This is a genomic window from Streptomyces sp. NPDC006544 (assembly GCF_040611715.1).
Taxonomy (GTDB): domain Bacteria; phylum Actinomycetota; class Actinomycetes; order Streptomycetales; family Streptomycetaceae; genus Streptomyces.
The window spans coordinates 35,705-56,771 of record NZ_JBEXOV010000033.1 but is presented as its reverse complement, the minus strand read 5'-3'; the positions used below and the strand labels follow the sequence as shown (position 1 = coordinate 56,771).

General features: G+C 68.4%; 27 protein-coding genes. 20 read left to right on the top strand and 7 right to left on the bottom strand.

The annotated features are described in order from the left end of the window. Positions 1 to 41 precede the first annotated feature (41 nt). The 5 genes from ABZY44_RS17710 to ABZY44_RS17690 form a co-directional block, all read right to left on the bottom strand. A complete protein-coding gene (locus ABZY44_RS17710; RefSeq protein WP_356654718.1) occupies positions 42 to 1,418 on the bottom strand; it encodes a replicative DNA helicase in 1,377 nt (458 codons plus the stop codon). A gap of 88 nt (positions 1,419 to 1,506) precedes the next feature. Next, complete coding sequence (locus tag ABZY44_RS17705; protein WP_356654716.1) at positions 1,507 to 2,595, bottom strand: hypothetical protein; 1,089 nt, start codon at positions 2,593 to 2,595, stop codon at positions 1,507 to 1,509. A 281-nt stretch (positions 2,596 to 2,876) separates the two neighbouring features. Next, on the bottom strand, positions 2,877 to 3,194 hold the full coding sequence (locus ABZY44_RS17700) for a helix-turn-helix domain-containing protein (RefSeq protein ID WP_356654714.1): 318 nt from the start codon (positions 3,192 to 3,194) through the stop codon (positions 2,877 to 2,879). Positions 3,195 to 3,331: 137 nt separating this feature from the next. Further along, a complete protein-coding gene (locus ABZY44_RS17695) occupies positions 3,332 to 3,877 on the bottom strand; it encodes a GNAT family N-acetyltransferase (RefSeq protein ID WP_356654712.1) in 546 nt (181 codons plus the stop codon). Then, positions 3,874 to 4,668, bottom strand: a complete 795-nt coding sequence (locus ABZY44_RS17690) for a GntR family transcriptional regulator (protein ID WP_356654710.1) — start codon at positions 4,666 to 4,668, stop codon at positions 3,874 to 3,876. Before ABZY44_RS17690 ends, ABZY44_RS17695 begins: the two co-directional genes overlap by 4 nt. Before the next feature lie 442 nt (positions 4,669 to 5,110). Between ABZY44_RS17690 and ABZY44_RS17685 the strand changes: the two genes are divergently transcribed. The 19 genes from ABZY44_RS17685 (at position 5,111) to ABZY44_RS17595 (ending at position 18,495) form a co-directional block, all read left to right on the top strand. After that, positions 5,111 to 5,542, top strand: coding sequence for a hypothetical protein (locus ABZY44_RS17685; protein ID WP_356654708.1), 432 nt, complete (start codon positions 5,111 to 5,113; stop codon positions 5,540 to 5,542). A 171-nt stretch (positions 5,543 to 5,713) separates the two neighbouring features. Then, a complete protein-coding gene (locus ABZY44_RS17680; RefSeq protein WP_356654707.1) occupies positions 5,714 to 5,989 on the top strand; it encodes a hypothetical protein in 276 nt (91 codons plus the stop codon). Further along, the gene (locus tag ABZY44_RS17675; protein WP_356654705.1) at positions 5,986 to 6,123 is read left to right on the top strand and encodes a hypothetical protein; all 138 of its coding nucleotides are present in this window, start codon (positions 5,986 to 5,988) and stop codon (positions 6,121 to 6,123) included. The genes ABZY44_RS17680 and ABZY44_RS17675 overlap by 4 nt, the downstream gene beginning before the upstream one ends. Beyond that, positions 6,116 to 6,292, top strand: a complete 177-nt coding sequence (locus ABZY44_RS17670; RefSeq protein WP_356654703.1) for a hypothetical protein — start codon at positions 6,116 to 6,118, stop codon at positions 6,290 to 6,292. The genes ABZY44_RS17675 and ABZY44_RS17670 overlap by 8 nt, the downstream gene beginning before the upstream one ends. 128 nt (positions 6,293 to 6,420) lie before the next feature. After that, a complete protein-coding gene (locus ABZY44_RS17665) occupies positions 6,421 to 6,933 on the top strand; it encodes a hypothetical protein (protein WP_356654701.1) in 513 nt (170 codons plus the stop codon). Between the two features lie 183 nt (positions 6,934 to 7,116). Then, a complete protein-coding gene (locus ABZY44_RS17660; RefSeq protein WP_356654699.1) occupies positions 7,117 to 7,254 on the top strand; it encodes a hypothetical protein in 138 nt (45 codons plus the stop codon). A gap of 76 nt (positions 7,255 to 7,330) precedes the next feature. Next, complete coding sequence (locus ABZY44_RS17655; RefSeq protein WP_356654697.1) at positions 7,331 to 7,873, top strand: hypothetical protein; 543 nt, start codon at positions 7,331 to 7,333, stop codon at positions 7,871 to 7,873. Positions 7,874 to 7,894: 21 nt separating this feature from the next. Next, entirely contained in the window at positions 7,895 to 9,139 is a 1,245-nt protein-coding gene (locus tag ABZY44_RS17650; protein ID WP_356654695.1) for a hypothetical protein, read from the top strand. 481 nt (positions 9,140 to 9,620) lie between these two features. Then, the gene (locus tag ABZY44_RS17645) at positions 9,621 to 9,962 is read left to right on the top strand and encodes a hypothetical protein (RefSeq protein ID WP_356654693.1); all 342 of its coding nucleotides are present in this window, start codon (positions 9,621 to 9,623) and stop codon (positions 9,960 to 9,962) included. Between the two features lies 1 nt (position 9,963). Beyond that, complete coding sequence (locus tag ABZY44_RS17640) at positions 9,964 to 10,605, top strand: hypothetical protein (RefSeq protein WP_356654691.1); 642 nt, start codon at positions 9,964 to 9,966, stop codon at positions 10,603 to 10,605. Between the two features lie 964 nt (positions 10,606 to 11,569). Next, on the top strand, positions 11,570 to 12,592 hold the full coding sequence (locus ABZY44_RS17635) for a hypothetical protein (protein ID WP_356654689.1): 1,023 nt from the start codon (positions 11,570 to 11,572) through the stop codon (positions 12,590 to 12,592). Positions 12,593 to 12,613: 21 nt separating this feature from the next. Beyond that, positions 12,614 to 12,994, top strand: a complete 381-nt coding sequence (locus ABZY44_RS17630; RefSeq protein WP_356654687.1) for a hypothetical protein — start codon at positions 12,614 to 12,616, stop codon at positions 12,992 to 12,994. Between the two features lie 98 nt (positions 12,995 to 13,092). Beyond that, positions 13,093 to 15,423 (top strand): hypothetical protein, encoded by a 2,331-nt coding sequence (locus tag ABZY44_RS17625; RefSeq protein WP_356654685.1) that lies wholly within the window; start codon positions 13,093 to 13,095, stop codon positions 15,421 to 15,423. 152 nt (positions 15,424 to 15,575) lie between these two features. Then, positions 15,576 to 16,136, top strand: coding sequence for a hypothetical protein (locus ABZY44_RS17620; protein WP_356654683.1), 561 nt, complete (start codon positions 15,576 to 15,578; stop codon positions 16,134 to 16,136). A gap of 189 nt (positions 16,137 to 16,325) precedes the next feature. Then, positions 16,326 to 16,748 (top strand): RRQRL motif-containing zinc-binding protein, encoded by a 423-nt coding sequence (locus ABZY44_RS17615; RefSeq protein WP_356654681.1) that lies wholly within the window; start codon positions 16,326 to 16,328, stop codon positions 16,746 to 16,748. Positions 16,749 to 16,776: 28 nt separating this feature from the next. After that, positions 16,777 to 17,319 (top strand): hypothetical protein, encoded by a 543-nt coding sequence (locus ABZY44_RS17610; RefSeq protein ID WP_356654679.1) that lies wholly within the window; start codon positions 16,777 to 16,779, stop codon positions 17,317 to 17,319. A gap of 2 nt (positions 17,320 to 17,321) precedes the next feature. Beyond that, positions 17,322 to 17,606, top strand: coding sequence for a hypothetical protein (locus tag ABZY44_RS17605; protein WP_356654677.1), 285 nt, complete (start codon positions 17,322 to 17,324; stop codon positions 17,604 to 17,606). A gap of 123 nt (positions 17,607 to 17,729) precedes the next feature. Further along, on the top strand, positions 17,730 to 18,326 hold the full coding sequence (locus ABZY44_RS17600; RefSeq protein WP_356654675.1) for a hypothetical protein: 597 nt from the start codon (positions 17,730 to 17,732) through the stop codon (positions 18,324 to 18,326). Between the two features lies 1 nt (position 18,327). Next, positions 18,328 to 18,495 carry a pRL2-8 gene (locus ABZY44_RS17595; RefSeq protein WP_356654673.1) on the top strand — a complete coding sequence of 56 codons (168 nt, stop codon included), beginning with the start codon at positions 18,328 to 18,330 and terminating at the stop codon, positions 18,493 to 18,495. Positions 18,496 to 18,686: 191 nt separating this feature from the next. On the opposite strand, the gene ABZY44_RS17590 is transcribed toward ABZY44_RS17595, so the two are convergent. After that, positions 18,687 to 19,493, bottom strand: coding sequence for a hypothetical protein (locus tag ABZY44_RS17590; protein ID WP_356654671.1), 807 nt, complete (start codon positions 19,491 to 19,493; stop codon positions 18,687 to 18,689). A 37-nt stretch (positions 19,494 to 19,530) separates the two neighbouring features. After that, a complete protein-coding gene (locus tag ABZY44_RS17585) occupies positions 19,531 to 20,298 on the bottom strand; it encodes a ParA family protein (RefSeq protein WP_356654669.1) in 768 nt (255 codons plus the stop codon). Between the two features lie 448 nt (positions 20,299 to 20,746). On the opposite strand from ABZY44_RS17585, the gene ABZY44_RS17580 reads away from it, so the two are divergent. Then, a complete protein-coding gene (locus ABZY44_RS17580) occupies positions 20,747 to 21,040 on the top strand; it encodes a hypothetical protein (protein WP_356654667.1) in 294 nt (97 codons plus the stop codon). The last annotated feature ends 27 nt before the right edge of the window (positions 21,041 to 21,067 follow it).

Here is a 21,067-nt window from a genome sequence, read left to right as displayed (position 1 = left end):
GGTCCCGGCCATGGCCACAGCCACGGCCGGGACCGAACTCCTCAGCTGGCGTCGGCAGCCCAGCTGTCGATGCGCATGTAGTGCTTCCTCACGGACATGGGCAAAACCCGGCCGGACATTCCCTGCCTGTTCTTGGCGATGATGAGGTCCACCTCGCCCGGCTTCACCGGCTGGTCGTTCTCGTCACGCTCTTCGTGGAGCAGGAGCACGACGTTGGAGTCCTGCTCGATCGCGCTGCTCTCCTTGAAGTCCGAGAGCAGCGGGCGGCGGCCGACGGCGCCGCGGTTGAACTGGGACAGGGCCACGACCGGCGTATCGAACTCCATCGCGATCACCTTCAGGCCCCGGGACAGCGCGGCGACTTCCTGCGCCCGCACAGAGCTGGGGGTGTCCGGTGTGAGGAGCTGGAGGTAGTCCACGAGGATGAGAGCCGGTCCGTTGCCCTGTGCCCACATGGTGCGGATACGGGCCCGCAGTCGGGAAAGGGTCAGGCCCGCCGTGTCGTCCAGAACGAAGTTCTTCGCGTTCTCCATGCGGTCGGAGACATTGGCCAGCTTCAGCCAGTCGCCTTCTTCGAGCTGGCGCTTGTTCAGCCGGTCCATCGGGATCAGGGCCTCGGAGGAAGTGAGCCGGGCCAGGATCTCGTTGCCGCCCATCTCCATGCTCGCCACCAGGACAGGCTTGCCGAGGCGCAGGGCCACGTGAGCACCCCAGTTGAGCATCAGGAGCGTCTTGCCGCCGCCGGTGGTGGCGCCGACAGTGATGAGCATCGGGCCGGAGACCGTGACGAATTCGTCCAGGTCGGGCCACGGGGTCGAGAGGGCCTTCGGGTCGGCTCCGGCTTCGAGCTGATCGATGAAGCTCTCCCAGCGGTCCGAGACGGAGAGCTTCGCGGCCTCAGGCGCGCCGCTGATCAGGCTCTGGAGCGAGGCCGTGGTCGCTGCGACGGCCTCCCCCGTGGTTACGGTCTCGGAGTAACCCATCTGCATGAGGCGCATGCCCTCGGAGACCAGTCGCCTACTCTCGAACTTCTCCTTGACGATCTCGGCGTAGTGCCACCCGTTGGCGGCCGTGGGCACCGACTGAACGAGGATGTGGAGGTACGGAGCCCCGCCGATCTTGGTGATCTCTCCCCGGCTTGCGAGCTCTCGGCCGAGGACGATCGGGTCGATCGTGATGCCCTTGCCGTAAAGGTCGTAGATGGCTCGGAAGACAGTTTCGTGGGTAGGGCGGAAGAACTCGTGGCCTTTGAGGATCGCGATGACCTCGACGATGGCGTCCTTCGAGACGATCATGGCGCCCAGCACGCACTGCTCGGCCTCCACATCGTGCGGAAGTTCCCGTTCGAGCGGGCTGGCGCTCCGGAAGGTGTCGGGTACGGACGCCTTGTCGTCAGCGGCAACGGCGGGTGAGATCATGGGCTTGCTCTCTTCCTATCTGGGTTGAGCAACGACGCGGCGGCCGGGTTCTTAGCGGGAATCGGCCGCCGCTCGCGTTTGTCGGTGGTCAGCTGGCGACGGAGACCTTGGTGCAGGGACACCGCTCGCCCACGTTGTCGGTCCAGCCAGACCCGTAGCAGGTCTTGCAGTCCGTGGCGGGAAGACCAGCAGGTCCCTCGTGCCTCTGACCCGGTACTCCACGCACGCGCTTCTTCGTCCGGTATCGAGGCAGATCCTTGATCCGCGTCGAGAGCACCGACGGATAGCTGCGGATCGACGGACCGCTCTCATCCGTCAGCAACTCGATGAGCTCCTCGTCAAGCGTCCATCCCTGAGCCTCGATCGCCTCAGCAAGCAGCGGCGCGAGCTTACGAGCGGTAGGACGGCCCGCGCTCCAGGGACGCGGAAGGTCCTGCAAGAACTCATACGCGTCCGCGATTACCTCAGCCGACGACTTCCCGTCGACGGAGTCGACACCCGCCTCCGCCTCCTGCGCCGCAGGCGCCTGCTGGGGTACCTGGGACACGAGGGGGTAGGGGGAGGGGGTTACCACCCCCTCCGGGGGGTGTGGGGGGTGGCCTACCCATCCGTTGGAATCCGCAGTGTCGCTCTGACCTGCACATCCGTTGGAATCCGACGGAGCGGAATCCAACGGATGTCCGTTCGATCCGTTGGATTCCGCAGTGTCGCTCTGACCTGCACATCCGTTGGAAAGCCACGGAGGAGTAATCGAACGAACCGAGGCATCCGTTGGAAATCCACTAGTCGGCCTGACCTGCGGAGATGCGCCACCGATGGTGCGGGCGTGATCAGGGTTGTTGGCGGGATTCCGGTAGACCATGAACGCCCAGCGCGGACGCTTGCTCTTCGGGTCGTAGCCCACTTGGTCGTGACGGACGTGGCCGGCCTTCTTCAGCCGTCCCATGACGCCGCGCAGGCGACTGTCACCCATCTTCCAACCAGTCGCCTGGAACTCCTTAGACAGGGCTTCCATGCTCGACGGCTGGTTCGGGTCACGGAGCAGCAGGCGGATCAGGACGCCGTAGTCCTCCGGCTGTAGACCAGGAGCGTGTGCGAGACGGTGGGAGACGACGACTTCCTCGGGTGGTTCCCAGGCGGTCTGGACCGTCGTCGCGGCGAATTCCCCGGACGTCATCCCCTTCATTGAGCCCCTGCCAAGGTGGCGGTGGGGTGGTTCATGCGGTGCAACGTAGGTTCCTTGTCCGCTGTGTGGCGATGACCACCCGCGCGGACTGTCGATTGCTCTACTGCACCCTTGACGGATCTTTGTAGAGTAGACAGCGGCGCGTGGGGCTGCTCGGCTGGAACCGGGCGGCGTGCCTCACAGCTCTTGGTAGGGCCCCACTCGGTGTCTGGCGAGACCGTAGCGAGTGGGAGGCGGTGGCCCGGGGCGTTCATGTCCCGGGCTGCTGGCTTTTAAGCGACGAGAACGCCGTTTCGTGCGGGGAGACCCTTGGTGGAGCGGATCGTCTCTACACGCTCCCGATTCAGCCTGGCCAGCGCCTCAGTCGGGCCAGTGAGCAAGCTGGATGGGGCGATTCGCCAGTGGTCGGCGAGGCGGCCGAGGTCAGCGACTGTCCAGGCGCTTGTGCCCTTCTGCCGCCTGCTGACCGTGTCGGTCGTCAGGCCTACCGCGGCTCCAAGCTCTGTCCAGGTCTCTCCGGTGACGTTGAGGATTGCGGCGACGCTTCCACGGACCAGCCCCTCGACCTGGTGTGCGGAGTTCTTTCGCACTGCCCCTCCTTCCGTTCGAACTGCGGTCCAACACGACGTTTCGTCGTGTTGGACTGAAATCTAGCGGATCATGGAGTGGTTAGCGCAACACCCTGATCGGCGTGTCGTGTTGTCACCAGTGCCGAAGGCGGGCAGCTTCACCCGTTTGGCTGCTCCAAGTGGCGAACGTCGAAGCCGTGCTCGGCGTGACGGGACGGCCGCTGAGCAGCCCAACCGGAAACGACCTGCGCGTCGGTGTTCGTGCGGACGTGGGTGAACCCATGGGCCATGTAGTACGCCTGCAACCTGGAGTTTGTCGTCCAAGCGTCGAGGCGCAGCCATCGAAAGCCCCGGCGGGCGGCTTCGTCTCCGGCCCAGTCGAGGAGCTGCGTTCCCAGGCCTGTCCCGGCGTACGCGCGGTCGACCGCAAGCTTGTGGACGTACATGGCGTTTTCTGCTGCCTCGGTGGGTGTCCACACGCTCAGATCGGCGTCCCGGTCCAAGGTGATGGTTGCCGCGGCGTCCTTCTCCAGGTGCTCCTTGGCGAGGTACACCTCACCGCGTCGAACGCTGGCCAGGATGTGGGAGGCCGGGAAGGGCTTGGCCCACTGGTCGGTGCCGAGTTCGGACAGCCAGGCCGAGGCGTCCGTACGGAACTTCAGGAGTCGGGGCAGGTCCGCCTCTTCGGCGCGCACGAGGATCACGGGGCACCCCAGGGGATACGAGGCAGAGCCTGGTTCTCGGTCTCGCGGTGGGTCTCGAACACAATGACGTGCCGGTCACCGGGGACGATGTTGACTGTGCACTGGATCGGGTTCCGGTCACTGTCAAACGAGGTGGAGATGTGTTCGGCGACCGGAACGCCGGCGCCGAGGTTGAGCCTGTGCACCTCAGCCGGCGTGGGCATGCGGAGATACAGCTCGTGGAAGCCGTAGACCAGGTCGCTTCCGATCAACTCGCTGAGAACGGTGTCCGTGCCGCGCTGGACATCGCCAGGGTGCATCCACTCGCTGCCTTGGACAAGGTCAAGCGCGACGTGGGAATCGTTGATGTTGTAGGCCACGCCGTCGAGTCGACGGACTCGCCGTCGGGCGGCAGCGAGCTGGCCGTCCTTCAGCTTGAGGCGGTCACGGATCAGACCGGTCGGCTCGATGATCGAGACCTCAATGTCCTGACTGGGGATCCGGCCGTCTTCCTCGGCCACCAGGTTGGTGAAGATGTCGACCTGAGGCGGCTTCTTGCGAAACTCGGCCTGCGGTCGATAGACCAACCGTTTGTGCTCGATGACGAAGTAGCCCTTCGGTCGGCGGGCCTCGATCAAGCCCTCGTGCACGAGCATCGCGAGGCCCTGCCGGACAGTGGCGCGCGACTTCACGCCGTACCGCTCTAGAAGGTCTGCCTCGGTAGGGATCTGAGCACCGGGCGGGAACGTGCCGTCGGTGATCCCTCTGCGGAGATCGTCCGCGATCCGCTGGTACACGGGTGAGCTTGTCATGGGCCTATGTGTACCCCCCGCGGGGGGCATTGTCTAGTCAATGTAAATCGTTCTGCATGGCGCCTCGTTGATGTCGTGTGGGGTCTGACCAGGGGCGATGCCGATCTTGAGGTGCTGCGCATCGAGAGACACCAACCGCAGCCCTGCTGGCCAGGCTTGACGTGACGTCACCTGGGTGTCATCTTCATCACGGCGAAGCCATTGTCTAGTCAATGCATAGCGACTGGATGAAGTGCATCGTTCTGACCCGTATTACCGCAGCAGATCGCCACTTCGGTGGCCGGAGTCCGAGGCACTTCTAACTCCTCCGCCAGGTCTGCCGCGTGCAACGTCGCAGCGCTGATGCGCTGTCCGTGTTGCAGGTGCGCCGGTTCGCCGCGCGGCCTGGAGGGCGGAGAGGGCACCCGCGACGCACCCGTCACCTGTACTTGAGGAGCTTTCAATGTCTGAACGGACCCCCGAACTCGTTGCTCAGAAGCGGCTGCGCCGGACCCGAACCCGCGCCGTCAGCTCGCTCTCCGTCCTGTTGGTTTCCACGCTCCGGCCGCACCAGTACGACTTGCGGCCATCCTGCATCTCGCTGATCTGCCCGAACTGCGGCACTTGGGTTCCTATCAACAAGCCCAGCACGCTGCGTCCGAAGCTTGCTCCGCACCACATGGACAAGGCCGGTACCCAGAACCCGAACCGCTGCCTCGGAAGCCACCGTCTGGTCGTCCTCGACGTCGACCCCGAGCGCTGGTGGAAGCACCTTACTGAAGGTGTTGCTGAGACCGACGGCCGTCGGTCGAATCGCGTCACGAAGAAGCCGGAGGTCGTTGTCGCTCCGGCTGTCACCCAGATCGCCGCCCAGAAGAGGCGCTTGACGCACTAACGAGATGCACGAGCGCCCACAGCCCCGGCTGCCCCTTCTACGGGCGGCGGCCGGGGCCGTGGCTGCTCGTACAGCGGCCCATTCCCGGTAGGGAGTGAACGACGGCAGCCCCAAGGACTAGGGATCCCCGAGGCTGCCACAGCAGGTCACCTTCCTGAGAGGACGACCCACATGCAGATCATGGCATGCGCCACGACCCCGCCCGCGCCCCAGGCCGGGATCTACGACGACATGGAGCGCGACGACAACCGGCGTGGCTTCGAGCGGGATGAGACCGACGCCAACAAGGCGCTCGGTCAGCTCCTGCACCGCATGGCCGGTGAGCACGACCTGCGGATTCCGGCACACCGACGGGTCCGACGGACCCTCGCCGACATGGCCCCGGGCTACAAGCGCCAGCCGATCCTGCGCTTCCACCAGGCCCCCGGTACGGAGGCGGCCCGATGACCGCCCTGGAACAGGCCAAGGCCACAGTCAAGGACGCGGCCGACGCTGCCGACCGCGCGGTCGCAGCGCGCCGTACGGCCGAGGCGAAGCTCCGCCGTCACGGCAAGGCGAAGGCGGTCGGCTCCCGTGGCTGACGACCTCTATCAGCGGTACATGGAGGCCGCCGCCGTGTACCGCCACCACGCGAGCGGTTGCGACTCCTGCTCGCAGTCCGACCGGTGCTTTCACGGGGAGCGCCTGCACAAGGCGTTCGCGAAGCGCCAGGACGACTACAGCACGCGGCTCTCCGCGAAGCGGCGCTGACCGGGCCGCTACCAGTCCAGCACCCTCCAGCCCGTCGGGCTGGAGGGTGCTGCGGCTGTGGCCCCCCGGCCCAGGCATCCCGGCAAACCCGTGCCGGCCGCCTGCGAACGCAGCACCTGGAGAACTTGATGACCACGACGACTACGTACCTCGCCTCCGCCGCTTCCGCGACTCGCACCGCAGCCCTGCTCATCACCAATGGCGCCCACGAGGACATCCACTACCGAGCGTCCCGTCTGGCGGGCCTGCGCCGCCAGGTTGCCGAACTGGCGCCCCGCCCCGACGGCACGGAAGAGGTCCACCGCGACCTGGACGACGTGAACGACCTGCTCGACAAGGCGGCCGACCTTCTGGGCGGGGACGTCTCCCGCAAGGAGCTGGCTGAGATCACCCAGTTCCTGGACGCCGCCACCGAGCTGCTGTCCTGTGCCCGGATGCTCGTCAGCGCCGCGCTGAACGAGCGCTTCGACCGTCAGGCGGCCGAACGCGGCACGCCCGTCGCGCGCCCCGTCCGTACCCCGGAGGAGATGGCCGCCGAGGAGGGCGAGGAGATCAGGCAGTTGGTGCGCATCGCCATCGGCGAACTCCTCAAGGCGCTGCCCGGCCTTCGCCGCTTCAAGCGGGACCGCGCCGACAGCTGACGGCCGAAGGCACGGGTTGTGAGAAGGCCTCCGGACCCCGGCATTCGACCTGCCGGGGCCCGGAGACCGTCACGACTCTACCGACCGACACCAGCGTCGAGGCCGACGCGACGCCGTCACCGAGGCTCGCCGCGCCGAGCAGCCTGCGCTGGCCGCCATCCGACCTGACAGGAGAAGACCCCCGTGAGCCCGCTTGAGTACTCGATCGGACTGTTCCTCGTCAGCATCTCCTTCGTGCTGATGATCGCGACCCTGATCCTCCTGGCCGCGTACCGGCCCCGCCGGATTCGCCTGCCTCGCCACGACCGTCACGCCCGCTGACCCAGACAGACCTACCGCGGCCCGGTACCCGCCTTCGGACGGGTACCGGCCCCTTCCGCTGCCCAAGGAGAACCACGTGCTTCGCATCCTTCGTAGCCGCACGCTGCGCGCCCTCCGCGCCGAACTCGCCCAGACCCGCACCGAACTCGACCAAGCGCGTACCGACGTGCTCCGCGCCGGTATCGACGCCGCCATCGTCACGGACTCCGCGATCCGGGCGGAGACCACCGTGGAGGAGCTCCGCGAGGCCCTCGCCCGTGCCACGGCCGACATCGCCCGCGCCGAAGGCGAGCTGCTCGGCCTGCGCTCCCATGCCCTCCTCGACACCGAGGACCGGGCCGTTCTGCGGACACTGCTGCGCACCGCACGAAAGCAGGCCGCCGCCCTGGACCGGGTCTACGCCCTGTTTCACCACGGCCGCCTGCACAGCGTCCACGCGACGAGCGCCGACGCCGAGGCTGCGGCGGAGTCCGAAGGGGCACCCCGAGACGGTTGGACGTCGCTCGCGCCCGGCTCGGCCTTCCCGCCGGCCGCCGAGGTCACGTGGCGCATCCAGCCGCTGTCCTTCGGCGTGAACAAGTCCGCCCGCCGCGCTGCCGACACCCCGACCGCGGCCTGACCTCCCCTGAAGGAGCACAGAATGGAAGACATCGCAGAGAAGTCCCTGACCCGCGCTCAGGGGATCATCCTGGGCGCCGCCGCGCTGCCGATGCTGGTCGTAGGCGGCGTCGGGGGGTGGGGCACGTTCACCAACATCCGAACCCAGTTCCCCAAGGACGCGACCGCCCTTGGCGTGGTCGCGGCGGGCGAGGGTGCCACCCTCGTCCTCGCGCTCGTCATGGTCGGTTTGACCTTGCTGGGGCAGTCCTCCCCCGCCGCCGTCCGTCTCGGGCTGTGGCTGCTGCCCGCCGTCGCGTCGGGCACTGGAGCGGTCGTCGCGGAGGGCACGAAGCAGGCCGTCGTGTACGCCATCACCCCGATGGCGATGTGCGCCTCGGCCGAGGGCATCGGCCTGCTGTCCCGCCGGATCGTGGTCTACCGGACCGGCGTCGACAAAGAGGCGCAGCGCCGCAACGCCGCCGTCATGCAGCGCATGGCGGTCCTGCGGGCCCTGGCCGCCAACCACCCCTGGAGGATCTCGCGCAAGTGGGCGGAACTCGCCTCGTGGCGACTCGCCCGCAAGGTCGGCGTCGGCGACGACGAGCTCGGCGTCGGCCTGGTGACGGTGCAGCGGGAACGGCTGACGCAGGGAGCCGACACCGCGCTCGCCGCCATGCTCGCACCGGCCCCCGTCACACCCGCGCTGCCCGGATCCGTCACGCTCGCCCTCGAACCGGGGGCAGGGCATGACGGTTCCGTCACGCCCGCTATGCCGGACACGGGAACCCGTCACGGTGGCGGTGCGGCCGTGACGAAGACTGTCACGCAGGTCAGCGCCGGTACGGGCGGGATTCCGTCACAGGGCACCAACACCGTGACGGACTCGACCCACGACGGCGTCACGGTCACCGGCACGGAGCCCGTGACGGAATCCGTCACGGGGACGGAGCCGTCACGGACAGCCGAGACGACCATGACGCTCCACGAGCTCGCGACCGTCGCGGGCGTGCCCACCCCCCAGCTCGGCGAGCGCCTCACCAACGCGCAACTCGTCGTGGTCCTGCGACACCTGCGCTACCGCGAGGATCCCCCGCTCTCCTACCGCCAGGCCGTGACGACCTTCCGCGAGGAGGGTTTCGTCGGCGGCGAGGAGCGAATCCGGACCACCTGGGCCCAGCTGTTGTCCGACGAGGAGACCAGCAACACCGAGGCCGACGAGACGGCCGAAGAGCCGGGCACCACGGCGGCCGACGAGGACGAGGAAGAGGCCGGCCCCCGGACCTGACCTCCCTTCAGCAGCCCGCGCAGAGCTGATCTGCGCACCCTCCAGCACCACCAGTGGACCTCAGTCCGGCACCGGCCCGGTGCCGGACTGAGACCCGCTGCGACTGCTGGAACCCGCAGTCGAGGACGGCAGCAGACCCGGTCGAGCAGACCCGGTGAGCGCAGCGGTGAGCGGCCCAAGCCGCAGACCCGCCCGCAGACCCGGCGAGCCACCACCGGCTAGCCCGTCACCGGCCCCCTTCGGCGGCCGAGCCCCCTCCCCTGACCGCTCAAGGAGCGATCGCATGTCCTTGATCCGCCCTGTACCCCAGGGCATTTCCCGCGCCGACCCCGACCGCGCCACCTGGTCTGCGGGCACCCGCACGGCTCCGCCTGTATCCCCGCCGGCACCCCCCGCGGTCATCCCCCCGGCCCTGGTGATGTGGGCGCCCGACCCTCCGACCTGGGGCCAGCGCCTTATCCCCAAAGGGCTCCGGTCCGCGATGGCCGACCTGGGGCTCTGGCAAGAGCCGCGCCCCTTGAAGCCCTCGTTCCACCTGGTCCAGGTCATCGAGGTCCTCGCCCGCTACGGCTGGTGCCAGTCCTTCGATTTCTCCCCTACCGGCCGCATGTGCGTCAGGGGTGCCCAGACTTTTCTGGAATCCACTGGACATGTCACCGCAACCGACCGTGGTAAGGCCGTGCATTACCTACAGAACCAACTGGCCCGCCAGGGTGTGAGTGTGCGGTTCTGGGAATGGAACGACCTTCCCTATAACACTTTCCGCAGCGTAGAGGCGGCGATCTCTGCGGCCTCTGATCTGGCGCGAAAGAATGGAGAATGAAATGACACCGGAAGAAGAGAGGCTTTTCGAGGGTATTCGATCCGGAATGGCCACGGGAATGACCTTCGGAAATAGCGAGCCGGAGCCTTCTCCATACGCCGACGAAGGACCGTACGGAACGGTCGCAACGTACAAGAAGGCCGGTCTGACGCGTCGTGGAAAGGTTGCCATCGCGATGGCGGGGATGGCGCTCGTCGGCAGTGGAACTATCTGGTTCCAGGTCCATTCGGCAGCCGTCGCGAAGGAAGAGAAAGAGGCCGCGGCCCTCCAACTCCAAATGAAGAGGCTGGAACTGGAGGAGATCAAGATGCGGAACGACAAGCTGGCCGCCGACATGAAGGCCGCCTCCGCTTCCGCCGACAAGCTCCAGGCGGCCGTCGACCAGTGCGTGAAGGACTCCTCCGACCTGATCGGCAAGGGGTACGGAGCGCCGTCCAAGAGTGCCGTTGTGGCGGACTGCAGGCAGCAGTACGAAGCCCCCGCCGGATCCGACATGGCCGTCGCCGGCTCCACTCAGGACGTCAGAAACGCCGGGGGCGCCGAAGGGGGCGGGGTCAACTCACCCACCCTGCTGGGTCTCGTCGCCGGCGGCGGCCTGGTCATCGCGCTGTTCGCACGCAAGGGCAAGAAGGCCGACGTGTAGTCACGCACGGTGATTAATTACTCCCTCCCTCCTGGCGGAGAGCGCCGCAATCAGACCCCCATGGTCCGGCTGATCGGCTGCTCTCCGCTGGGGAGGTAAGGAGTAAGGAACCACCGGCGACACGGAGAGTGAGGAAGTCATGGCGACCGATACGGCGCCCCCGGTCCCCGTGGGACCCCCCGATCCGCCTGCTGCGCCAGCCGCAAGCACCGCGCCGGCCCCCGCCGCGGACACCGGCATCATGGCTGCCCTGATGGCCGCGGTGGAGCCCGCCCGACCGGTCACCGCGACCGGCGCCGGGGCCCGGCCAGACGGGGACGATCCGACCGCGAAGGCGGACCCCGACGGAGTGGTGGACCGCTCTTCCCCGGGCGTCACCAGTGAGTCGTTCAAGGCCCCGCAGGACCTGACCGGGGCCGGATCCGACGCTGCGGGAGCCCAGCACAAGGAGGGCGTTTTCAAAACTCTGATCCGGGCGGGCGCGACCCGCTGGGCGAAGGGCGGCGGGACCGCGAACAAGCGACTGGACCTGGAGAAAGCCAGGGCCAGTGCGCACCAGGTGAAAGAGGCCCGCACCACCACGGTTATGAAGTCGCCCGGACTTCCCACCCGAAACGGCTCCGGAGGGGCCGGTGGAGGGGGTCGCAATTCCGGCGGAAGCAGTGGCGGCAATTCGGGCCGCAATTCCGCCGGGAACGGCTCCACGGGTAACGGACGCGGCGGAAGCGGCGGCGCCACTGGAGGCGGCGGGCGCGGCTCGTCCGGCTCGAATGGGAGCGGTGGATCCGGCGGCGGGCGCGGTACCAGCGGAAACGGTGGCGGAGGTTCATCGACGGACACCAACCCCAAGGTGCCGAAGGACTCCGGGGGCAAAGGGAAGGACGGCTCCTCGGGAAACTCGGGATCCGGCGGAAAGGCTGGCAAGGACGGAAAGGCCGGTGCTTCCGGAAACGGCGGCGGATCGATGTCGGGCGGCTCGTCTAGCGGTAATTCCGGCAGCGCGAAGGACAGGGCCGACAAGGGCAAGGGCGAGAAGGTCGACCTGAAGAAGGGCGGCAGCCAGGGCTCGGGCGGCTCCTCCGGGAGCAGCGGCGGCTCCGGCTCGCCGGGCTCTTCCGGGCGCGGCGGAGGATCTGGTTCGAGTGGCGGCTCCGGCAAGAACGGTGGCTCCGGCAAGAGTGGGGCCGGCCGCAGCTCGAACGGGACCGACTCCCGGACCCCGCTCCAGCGTTCGCGGGAGGTCGGTCACGGCGACGGCTCCGCGGTCCGCAACGCGGTCGACCACGTGAAGTCGTACGCGCAGGGCACGAAGGACGGCTACCAGGACAAGAAGGAGGAGAACGCCAAGGAGCACACCCGGCTGGACAAGGCGCGCACCAACCACAAGGCGAAGACGCAGGACCCGAAGCAGGACGACCCGAAGCAGCAGGGGACGGCGGTGACCGGGCCCGGCGGCCAGACGCTCGTCATCGCCCCGCCGGAGAAAGGAGACGACGGAGTGAGTACGGACGTGAAGCCCCTCCTGGTCAAGGAGATCGACGCCAACACTCTGACCCTCGGCACGGACGGTGCCCGGGGTTCGATCAGCCGCAAGGAGCTGCGCAACTTCAAGCAGTACGAGCGGAAGCTGGAGGCCAAGGAGAACCACCTGATCAAGGTGGCCGACGCGTGCAAGTCGCTGAAGGCCGCGGCGGAGGACGAGGCGAAGGACTGCCAGGACCTGGCCGAGCAGGCCAAGGCCGTCGAAGGCGGGGAGAAGCTGGCCGCGAAGCTGACGAAGCTGGCCGACGCGGCGAAGGCCCAGGCGACGGAGGCCGCCGAGCTCCACAAGCGCGCGAAGCGGGCGGCGGAGATGTGCAAGGTCGTCCTGACCAACATCGGGACCCGGTACGCGCCGCTGTACAAGGCGGTCGTCGACAGCGACGAGACGAAGCCCGCGGAGTTGCGCTTCTACAACGACAAGGGCTCCTACGCGCCCGCCGCGTAGCACCAGGAGGGAAAGAAGATCATGGCGGAGCTGACGTACAAGGCCCTCGTCCGAAGGACCCAGGCCAAGGAGAAGGCCTTGGCCCGCAATGCGGAGGGCGTCAAGAAGGCCGCGGACACCATCAAGGAACTGGCCGACGATACCGCCACCGACGCGGACGCGCTGGGCGCGAAGACCGTGGACCGCGACTCCCTGGCGGAGTGCCAGGAGCTCGCGAAGATCATCCGGGGCGTGTCGGAGGGCGCGCTCACCTACGCGTCGAAGACGTCCGATACGGCGAAGGCCGCGAAGGCGGCAGGCGACCAGGCCCGCACCACCCACGCCGGGTTCCAGGAGGCTTTCGACCGCTCCGACGTGACCGACCTGGAGAAGGTCAGCCGCGACTGGTTCGAGCAGGAATAGCACCATCCACCACTGGCGCGGCCGGCCCGGGGATCGCATCCCTTCGGGCCGGCCGCGCCCTTGCGGATCCGCCAGTACCCAGACAGGAGCAGCCCCCGATGTCCACCATCACCAAGACCATGCCGAACGCGGAGCCGGCGGAGCGCGCCGCCGCGGCGCTCCAGATCGCCCTCCCCGTCGGGGTGGGCATCCTGGCCCCCTACCTGGACCCGAACGCGGCGGCCTACGTGGGCGCCGGCTTCCTGGCCGGTGCCACGTTCGCCGGGGCCAACTACATGAACCGCCTGGGCCGCTGGGCGAACCAGCTCCCCGGTATCGACATCGCGCGGGCGCACCGAGACACCATGGGGATCGCCACGATCACCACCGGCATGGGCCTGGCCCTGGGCCAGCTGGGCGGAGCCGAGGCGTCCGAGGCGCTGATCGCCGGCGCCTTCGAGCCGACGACCGTGCCCGGGATCCTGTCACTGGGCTGGTGGGCTGCGGTCGGCTTCACCGGCTGGCGCCTGCGCCGAGTCTTCGGCAGGCAGAAGATCAAGGAGGGGCAGACGCAGCCGACCGGGCAGGCCGCCCCGGCCAATACCGGCGGCCCGGCCGCGGTGTCCCTAGCCGACAAGATGATCGAGGCCTGGGGGCGCGTGATCAGCGACCCGAAGACCGGACGCCACCGCAACCAGGTCCTCTCCGACGTCGTGATCTACGCCGACCGTTGGGAGGGACGGATCACCGCCGCCCTGGGCGACTCCGTGAACGTGTCGAAGGAAGCCGTGAGCAGCCTCTTCGGCCGCTCCGTCGACGACATCACCCTGAGGTACGGCGCGCACTCCGGGGAGGCGTTCATCACCGTCTGGTACACCCAGCGCGCGGAGCTGGACCCCTCCACGCTCCAGGGAGCCTGGAAGCGCGTCCGGGCGGGGGTCCTGCCGAAGACCCATCTGGAGGAGGTAGGCAAGGACGAGAACACCGGCGGCCAGGTGGCGCGCGTCGTGGCCGACGACGACCTGGACGCACTCCCCCGGGTCGTCAACCTCGGTGAGCTGGCCGGAGCGCTGCGCCGCTCCATCGACCTCGTCTCCTACGAGCCGGGACGGCGCGATCCCAGGCGCGCGATTATCCGCGTCATGGACCACAACCCGCTGGAGGCCGGCCACGACTTCCAGGGCCTGGACTCCCTGAAGGCCACCCCGGGCGGCTGGGTCAACATCGGGAAGATCGTCTCCGGTTTCCCCGCACGACTCCAGATTTTCGACCCGAAGCTGGGCGCCCTTCACGTCGTGATCGCCGGTACCACCGGCTCCGGCAAGGGCGGCACGGGCCAGATGATCAGCCTGGCGTACCACGCCAACAAGATGGCCCAGATCTACGGCGACCCCAAGGGCGCCAGCAACCCCGCGATCCCGAAGATGGCCGCCTACAGCGGCCTGACGAACTTCGGAGCCCTGGGCGCCATGCGACTGTCCTGGTGGGTCCTCCAGCACCGGATCGAAGAGGCCGCGGCCATGGATCTGAAGAACTTCGAGCAGTCCTCAATGCGGCCGTACTGCGCCACGATCCTGGACGAGGCCGCCCAGATGCTGGCCCCCGGCGCACCGAACCGCAAGGAAGCCATCAAGATCGTCAAGGATGGCGCCTCGCTGACCCGCTCCCTGGGCATGCCCTGGGTCCTGATCAACCAGACCGTCAACTTGGACCAGCTGGGCGGAGAGCAGGCGATCCGCGCCAACCTCCTGGCCGGCGGAACCTGGATCATCCTGCGCACCGACAGCGACCAGGTGAACTTGGGCGACCTGCCCCCCGGCTTCGAGGGCTTGGACCCGTCCCTGATCCCGCCGGTGTGGGTGGAGGAAGACGACGCGCTGGTGTACGACCCGACCATGGCGGAGTCGGACCCGCGCCGAACCTTCGGCCTGGGCTACGTCGCGGCGCCGGGCGGGCGCGCGGGCATGATGCGGATCGACACCCTCGAGGACGCCACCCCCCACATCCGGCCGGAGAACATCATGGCTCCGGTCGACGTGCCCTGGTGGGGCGATCAGTCGCACATGGAGATGCTGGCCCAGACTCCTATCCCCGGCTTCGAAGAGAAGGACGGCGAAGGCGGTACCGGCGAGGCGGGCACCTCTTTCGCAGGCGTCGACCTCCCGAAGGCCAAGGAGCTGACGTCGGAGGAGAAGGTCCTAGCCGCCCTCCGCGATGAGTCCGACCCCATGTACGTCGACATGCTCGACCAGGGCGACGAGATCGACCCCGACGACATCGACTACGTGGAGCGGGGCCAGCTGCAGGCAGCCTGCGGGGTCGCGGAGTCGACCTTCGCGAACGTGCTGAACAAGCTGGAAAAGGCAGGAAAGATCCACCGGGTCAAGGAAGGCAAGACCTCGAAGGTGGCCCTGGGCCCCCGGCTAGAAGCCGACGAAGAGGCCGCCTGACCGCTGTCCCACCACGGCGCGCTTCCCCCACGGGAGGCGCGCCGTCCCCATCCCCGCTGAACCCCACCCCATCCCCCGGCGCTGGCACGCTCCCGCATTCCCGCCGGCGGGGGCGCAGTGCTGACCACCGCCGACGGCAAGAGGAGGACGCGATGTACGAGCTCGACCAGCACACGCCCTACCGGAACGCGCGCAACCAGTCCACCCCGCTCCCGCTGATCCAGCGCGGGCTCGCCTTCCACGAGGCCGGCCACACCGTGCTCGGCCAACTGGCCGGCTTCACCTGCGAGCGCGTCCGGGTCCACACCGTCACCCGTGACGGCGTCACCGGCTGGACCGGCGCCACCACCTGGGCCCAGTCGTTCGGGACTTACCTGGACGTCGCCGTGGTGTGCGGAGCCGCCGGCCAGGCCGCCGACCTCCACCAGCTCGCCCAGGCCGGCCGCCTCACCCCGGAGACGGCCAGCCTCTGCACGGCTGACCACGACAAGGAGATGGCGCTGAGCATCCTCACGGCCGCGGGCGTCCCGGTCAGCGAGACCGGGCCCGCCCCGGACGGCGGCCTGGCCTGGGACCAAGTCATGGCCACCGCCCAGCAGCGGGTCGACCGCGAGTGGGACCGCATCACCGCCGTCGCCGAAGCGCTCCTCGCCGCCCCCGACTTCACCCTCACCGGCGTCCAGGCGGCGCAGATCGCCCGCATCACCGCCTGATCTGAGCACCGCTCCACCGACACGACTGGAGGAACAGCCCGTGCTCATTCCCCGCCCGCGCCGCCGCATCGGCCGGCCCCGCCCGCAGCGTCCCGGACCCCGCTACCCCTACCGCCCCGCCCGGCTGCCCGGCTCTTGGAGCCGGTGATGCCGCGCCGGAGGAAGAGGCGCCGCCGTGAGGTGACCCGGGTGCCGCGCGAGGAGGCGGCGCTGCCCGAGTTCGACCGCAACACGGTACCCGAAGGGCTCGTGACCCGGAGACGGTTACGGGAGATGCAGTTGAGCCCCGGCAGTAACCAGGGGCCGGTTGCGATTCTGCGGTGCAGGCTGTGCGCGACCCGCCCGCAGTGGTCCTGCCGTCACCCCACCCGCGGCTTCCTGCTCCGCGTCGACCTGGCGAAGCCCAAGCGCACCCCGTCGCTCGCGCAGGAATGGGCCCTGGACCGGGCGATGGCCTCCAGGTCCACCTGCCCGAGGTGTTCCCGCCGCTACTACTTCTGCCTGCCGCTGCGCACCCAGGGCTGCTGTGACCCCTGCGCCCGCGGCTACGAGCCCAGCCCCGACACCTACCTCGCGTCCACGGCCCCAGTGGCTCACCGGCTGGCTGCCTGATCAACGAACCTCATCGAGGAGCGTCACCGTGTCCCTGTTCACCCGCACCGCCCCCGCCCCCGCCCCCGCGCCTGCGCCCGAGACCTGGACGCCGGAGGGCACGCTCGTCTCCCAGCGCTACCGCGCGCTGGAGGGCGCAACCGTCCTCGTCTACACCGCCGATGCCGAGCGGAGCACCGCGCACTACGCCGCGGCCTGCCTGGGCTGCACCTTTCGCGCGGACCAGAAGACCGGCCACAACCCGATGTCGGAGGCGGAGGCCGCCACGGCCGCCAACGCGCACGCCACGGCCTGCCGGGCGATGCCGCGCGGCGTGCCCGCCCGGCCCGAAGACCCCGAGGCCGCCAACCTGATCCGTACCCGCCTGTGGCGCCATCGCTACGGCACGGCACCCCGGCAGGTGAACATCTCGGACTTCGCCGCGCTGCGCGTCGATGTCCAGCGCTCCACCGACTGGATCACGGCGTTGCTGGCGTCCCTCGCGAAGGACGAACCCGGCTTCCTCACCGCGGCGCCCACCAGCAGTGGCCAGGGCACCCGCTTCACCGTTCAGCCTTTCGGCCAGCCCTGAGCGTGCGCGTCCGAACCGCCGTGCTGATCGTGGCCGCCGTGCCCGTCACGGTCGCCGCGGCGGCCGCAGCCCACAAGGCCGGTCACTGGGACCTGTACGCCGCCCGGCACCGCATACACCTCACGCCCGTCGCCCGCCGCTCCTGCGCCGACTGCCGGGGCGAGGGCGGCTGGTGGGTGGGCGGCGCGAACCCCGAGATGGAGGTGTGCAGCTGCTGGTCTGGAGGGCGCGAGCTTCGCATCCGGCTCCTGCCCGCCTCCGCCTGGCCGGACGAACCACCGTTCTGAACGGCCTCCGCCCCGGCCACACAGGCCGGGGCGGAGGCGCACAACGCTCGGCCGCAACATCGGCAAGAGGCCGGCTGCCCCGCTCCCCTCCACCCGAATTTTCGAGATCAGGAGAACCCCAGCATGCTCCGTCTGTCCCTCACCACCGAACGCCTGGCCCTCTTCGGCACCCTGCTGGCGACCTTCGGCGAACTTCACCCCGCCTGTGATCACTGGGTTCAGGGCTCGAAAACGGCCTCCCGGAAGCGGCTGTACGGCAGGGACCTGGTCCACGCCGACGGCTCCCCCGCCACCGAGGACTCCACCCACCCGACCATGACCACCACCACCCTCGGCAGGCGCGCCGTCGCCTCCCACGTCGCCTCGTACACCGCCGTACAGCTCGGGGCGGCCATCGCGATCACCCGGATGTTCGGCTACCGCGTCACCCCGGCCGCGCTGCTCGCCGGAGCGGCCATCAATGCCGGAACGCACGCGGCCATCGACCGCGGGGCCTTACTGCTGTGGCTGGCGAAGAAGACCAAGAAGACCGGCTACATCGAGCACTGCCAGGCGGTCCGCCTCGACGACAACGGCACGGTCACCAAGGAGCTCACCGGACCGGGCAGCTCGTGGATGGAGTTGGACGCGGCACTCCACCGCGCCATCGGGATCGGCGCCGCCGCCGTCACCGTTTGGCTCACCACCCGCCCCGGATCCGCCCTTCACGGAGACAGCTGAGATGGCGCCCACCACGGCGGAGAGCCCGCCCCGGGGGCAGTGCACGCAGTGCTGGCACCACGCGTACGCCAGCCGCCAGGTGCACGCCGGGCTCGGGCCGCGTGAGGACTGCCCGCAGTGCGTGGACCACATGAACAACGGCCACCCCGACCACATGATCGTCCGCTGACGGCGCGAAGCCGCCGCTTTGCTCACCGACCACGCCGGGCAGCGCCCCAGCCCCGACTTGGGGAGCGGGAAGGTCGACGCCCCTGACAGAGCGCCGCATCTGTGCGTCACCAATAAGAAGGCCCGTACCCCACGATCGGTCGTGGGGTACCAGCCTTCTTGCGTTTCAGGCCTGCCTACGGCGCCGCTGGCCTAGGTAGCGGCTAGGGCGTCACCGGACTTGATCTCCACTGAGATGCCGACCGACGATGACAGGGATTCGATCAGTTCCGTGACCATCGCCCGAGTGGCGTCCGGACTGGTCTCCATCGCCGCTCTCAGCGCGCTCTCGTTGAGCTTCGAGGTGACCTTCTTTAGAGCCTTCAGTGCGTCCTGTGACGGGAGCGCCTTAGGGCTTTCAAGTTCGGACAGGTAGGCGGCCACGGAGGCTTCCGTCTTTACCTTGTCGCCGACGGCGCCCGCAGGCAGCGATGCGGCGGCTCCGGCGACGAGCTTCGCCGACACCTTCACGCCGACGGCCTTCGCGACCGTCAGGTAGAGCAGGGCGGCTGCGTCCGTCCCGTGTTCCTCGGCCAGCTCTACCAGCTCCTCGCACTGGGCCTGGTTGAGCTTGCGAGAAACAATAGTTTCCAAATCGTTCGATTTTTTGTCGAACACGGCCTCGGCGATCTTCCACGTCTTGATCAGCCGGTTCGCGTACTGCGGGGTGAAGTCCCACCGCGCTTCCACGTACTCCTCGAACGTCGCGAACGACGCCCGGAACAGCTTCGTGTCACGGACGACCTGCAACGCCTTACCCGCAGCCCAGAAGGCGAACTTGAGGTTCTCGATCGCCGCCTCGCAGCGGACCATCAGTTCCTGCTCGTCGCCGATCAGCGTCGGCGACGTCGCCAACTGCACGGCCGGCGGCCGGGCCCCAAACGAGCGAGCCAGCGCTACGGCCGTTCCAGGCGTGCGCGGCCCACCGACGCCACCCGGGGGGTTGACCTGCCTACCCATCAGCGACCACCTGCCACGAGTTCCATCCAGCCCCGGTTCACAGCTGCTGCTCCACGCACAGCGCCAGCTTCATGAAGTCCTCGCGGCCGTTGAGGGCCGTCCCAGACATCTTGTACTCGGTGACAACGAGGCCGTTCTCCGCAGCGTTCTCGTGCAGCGTGTACTTGCGGATGGGGTCCGCCATGCGCGGGTACCCGCGGTCGTCCAGGAACTTCTTCGCCTTGTCGAGCTGGAGAGTCCCCTTGGACGGGTCGTGCATGTTGATCACGGTCACGAACTTGATGCCCCGCGGCTTGAGGATGCGCTCGATCGTGTACTCGGCCGGGTCATGAGTCAGCCAGCTCGGGGTGATCGGTACCACGGCGAGGTCCAGGTCTTCGAGTACCTCACGCATGGAGTCCGCCGCACGGCCCTCGCCGAGAGGGTCGGCGCCCCACTCGGCGTCGGGGTCGACGTCCATGAAGCCCGGAGTGTCGTAGATGACCCGCTGGCGGCCCGGCTCGTTGACGTACTGCTGAATGACGCCGGTGCGGCTCTGAGTCGTCAGGTAGTCGAACGGGAGCGCATCCTCACGCACGCGTCCTGCCCACTTCTCCAGGGTCGCCTGAACGTCGATGCCGGCCGCGAGGACCGGTGAGACGTCGGGGAAGTCGGGGTGGGGGACTGATGAGCGTCCCATGACCGCCGCCAGGTTGATGGCGATCGTCGACTTTCCGCTGCCGCCCTTCTGCTGGACGACGGCGATCTTCTTCGACCTAGTTGCCTTTGCGGCAGTGTCGATCGCTGTTTGCAACGCCGATGTCATGGCGTGCGCCTTTCGTTTACCCGTTGGTTTCACCGCGGTACGCGGCTACTCGGATCGCTGCATAGCCTGCCAGATGCAGTCAGCTGTCCGGAAAGGGCCCGCCGGAACTGTCATACAAACGCCCGGCCGGAGTCCCACCCTGGTGCCCTCATGCGGCGGTTTCTCGGAAACGCTTCTGCTAGTGACGAGCACTCAGGAAAAGTCGAGGGGCGATGAATTCGGGTCGCGAGGCGGTGTCACCCCTGACGGTGATGACGCTCCGCTGGTCCGGCGAAAACGATCACCGACCCGTTACCTCCCCGTTGCTGCTTCCGATGGACATCAATCACGTCTCCTGCGGCGCTCGCGTCGCGCGGCGGCGTGAGTTGACCGGACAGCCGTCGGGGAGGATCTGTGAGTACCGAGGACGTGGAGCGGTCGCTCCGTACGGACGAAGAGGGGAAGCGAGATGGCGATGCAGTTGAGCAGGCACGGCCGGCTGGCGCGGGAGTACTGGGAGACGTACCGGCCGCAGGCTCTGGAGGGCCTGGGCAGTCCGGAGGAGCAGGAGGCGCACTTCGTGCGCCTGGATCTGCGGGTGGGGGAGAAGATCGGGGCAGTGGCGCAGGAGCTGATCATGGAGGTTCCGGTGGGGGAGCGGGCGGCGGTGCGGAACGCGGTGCGGTTGCAGGCGCAGGAGATCGTGTACGCCGAGGAGGTGTTCCTGCCCAAGGAGCCGGGGACCGAGCACCGCGAGATGTAGTTGGGCCGCCGAGGTTCCGTCCGGCTG

Coding starts and splice junctions, on each gene's coding strand:
- ABZY44_RS17625 (WP_356654685.1), top strand. CDS start 13,093: ATGTCCACCATCACCAAGACCATGCCGAACGCGGAGCCGGCGGAGCGC.
- ABZY44_RS17620 (WP_356654683.1), top strand. CDS start 15,576: ATGTACGAGCTCGACCAGCACACGCCCTACCGGAACGCGCGCAACCAG.
- ABZY44_RS17680 (WP_356654707.1), top strand. CDS start 5,714: ATGCAGATCATGGCATGCGCCACGACCCCGCCCGCGCCCCAGGCCGGG.
- ABZY44_RS17685 (WP_356654708.1), top strand. CDS start 5,111: ATGTCTGAACGGACCCCCGAACTCGTTGCTCAGAAGCGGCTGCGCCGG.
- ABZY44_RS17690 (WP_356654710.1), bottom strand. CDS start 4,668: ATGACAAGCTCACCCGTGTACCAGCGGATCGCGGACGATCTCCGCAGA.
- ABZY44_RS17645 (WP_356654693.1), top strand. CDS start 9,621: ATGGCCGACCTGGGGCTCTGGCAAGAGCCGCGCCCCTTGAAGCCCTCG.
- ABZY44_RS17635 (WP_356654689.1), top strand. CDS start 11,570: ATGTCGGGCGGCTCGTCTAGCGGTAATTCCGGCAGCGCGAAGGACAGG.
- ABZY44_RS17595 (WP_356654673.1), top strand. CDS start 18,328: ATGGCGCCCACCACGGCGGAGAGCCCGCCCCGGGGGCAGTGCACGCAG.
- ABZY44_RS17710 (WP_356654718.1), bottom strand. CDS start 1,418: ATGATCTCACCCGCCGTTGCCGCTGACGACAAGGCGTCCGTACCCGAC.
- ABZY44_RS17585 (WP_356654669.1), bottom strand. CDS start 20,298: ATGACATCGGCGTTGCAAACAGCGATCGACACTGCCGCAAAGGCAACT.
- ABZY44_RS17640 (WP_356654691.1), top strand. CDS start 9,964: ATGACACCGGAAGAAGAGAGGCTTTTCGAGGGTATTCGATCCGGAATG.
- ABZY44_RS17600 (WP_356654675.1), top strand. CDS start 17,730: ATGCTCCGTCTGTCCCTCACCACCGAACGCCTGGCCCTCTTCGGCACC.
- ABZY44_RS17675 (WP_356654705.1), top strand. CDS start 5,986: ATGACCGCCCTGGAACAGGCCAAGGCCACAGTCAAGGACGCGGCCGAC.
- ABZY44_RS17580 (WP_356654667.1), top strand. CDS start 20,747: ATGGCGATGCAGTTGAGCAGGCACGGCCGGCTGGCGCGGGAGTACTGG.
- ABZY44_RS17705 (WP_356654716.1), bottom strand. CDS start 2,595: ATGACGTCCGGGGAATTCGCCGCGACGACGGTCCAGACCGCCTGGGAA.
- ABZY44_RS17630 (WP_356654687.1), top strand. CDS start 12,614: ATGGCGGAGCTGACGTACAAGGCCCTCGTCCGAAGGACCCAGGCCAAG.
- ABZY44_RS17650 (WP_356654695.1), top strand. CDS start 7,895: ATGGAAGACATCGCAGAGAAGTCCCTGACCCGCGCTCAGGGGATCATC.
- ABZY44_RS17590 (WP_356654671.1), bottom strand. CDS start 19,493: ATGGGTAGGCAGGTCAACCCCCCGGGTGGCGTCGGTGGGCCGCGCACG.
- ABZY44_RS17665 (WP_356654701.1), top strand. CDS start 6,421: ATGACCACGACGACTACGTACCTCGCCTCCGCCGCTTCCGCGACTCGC.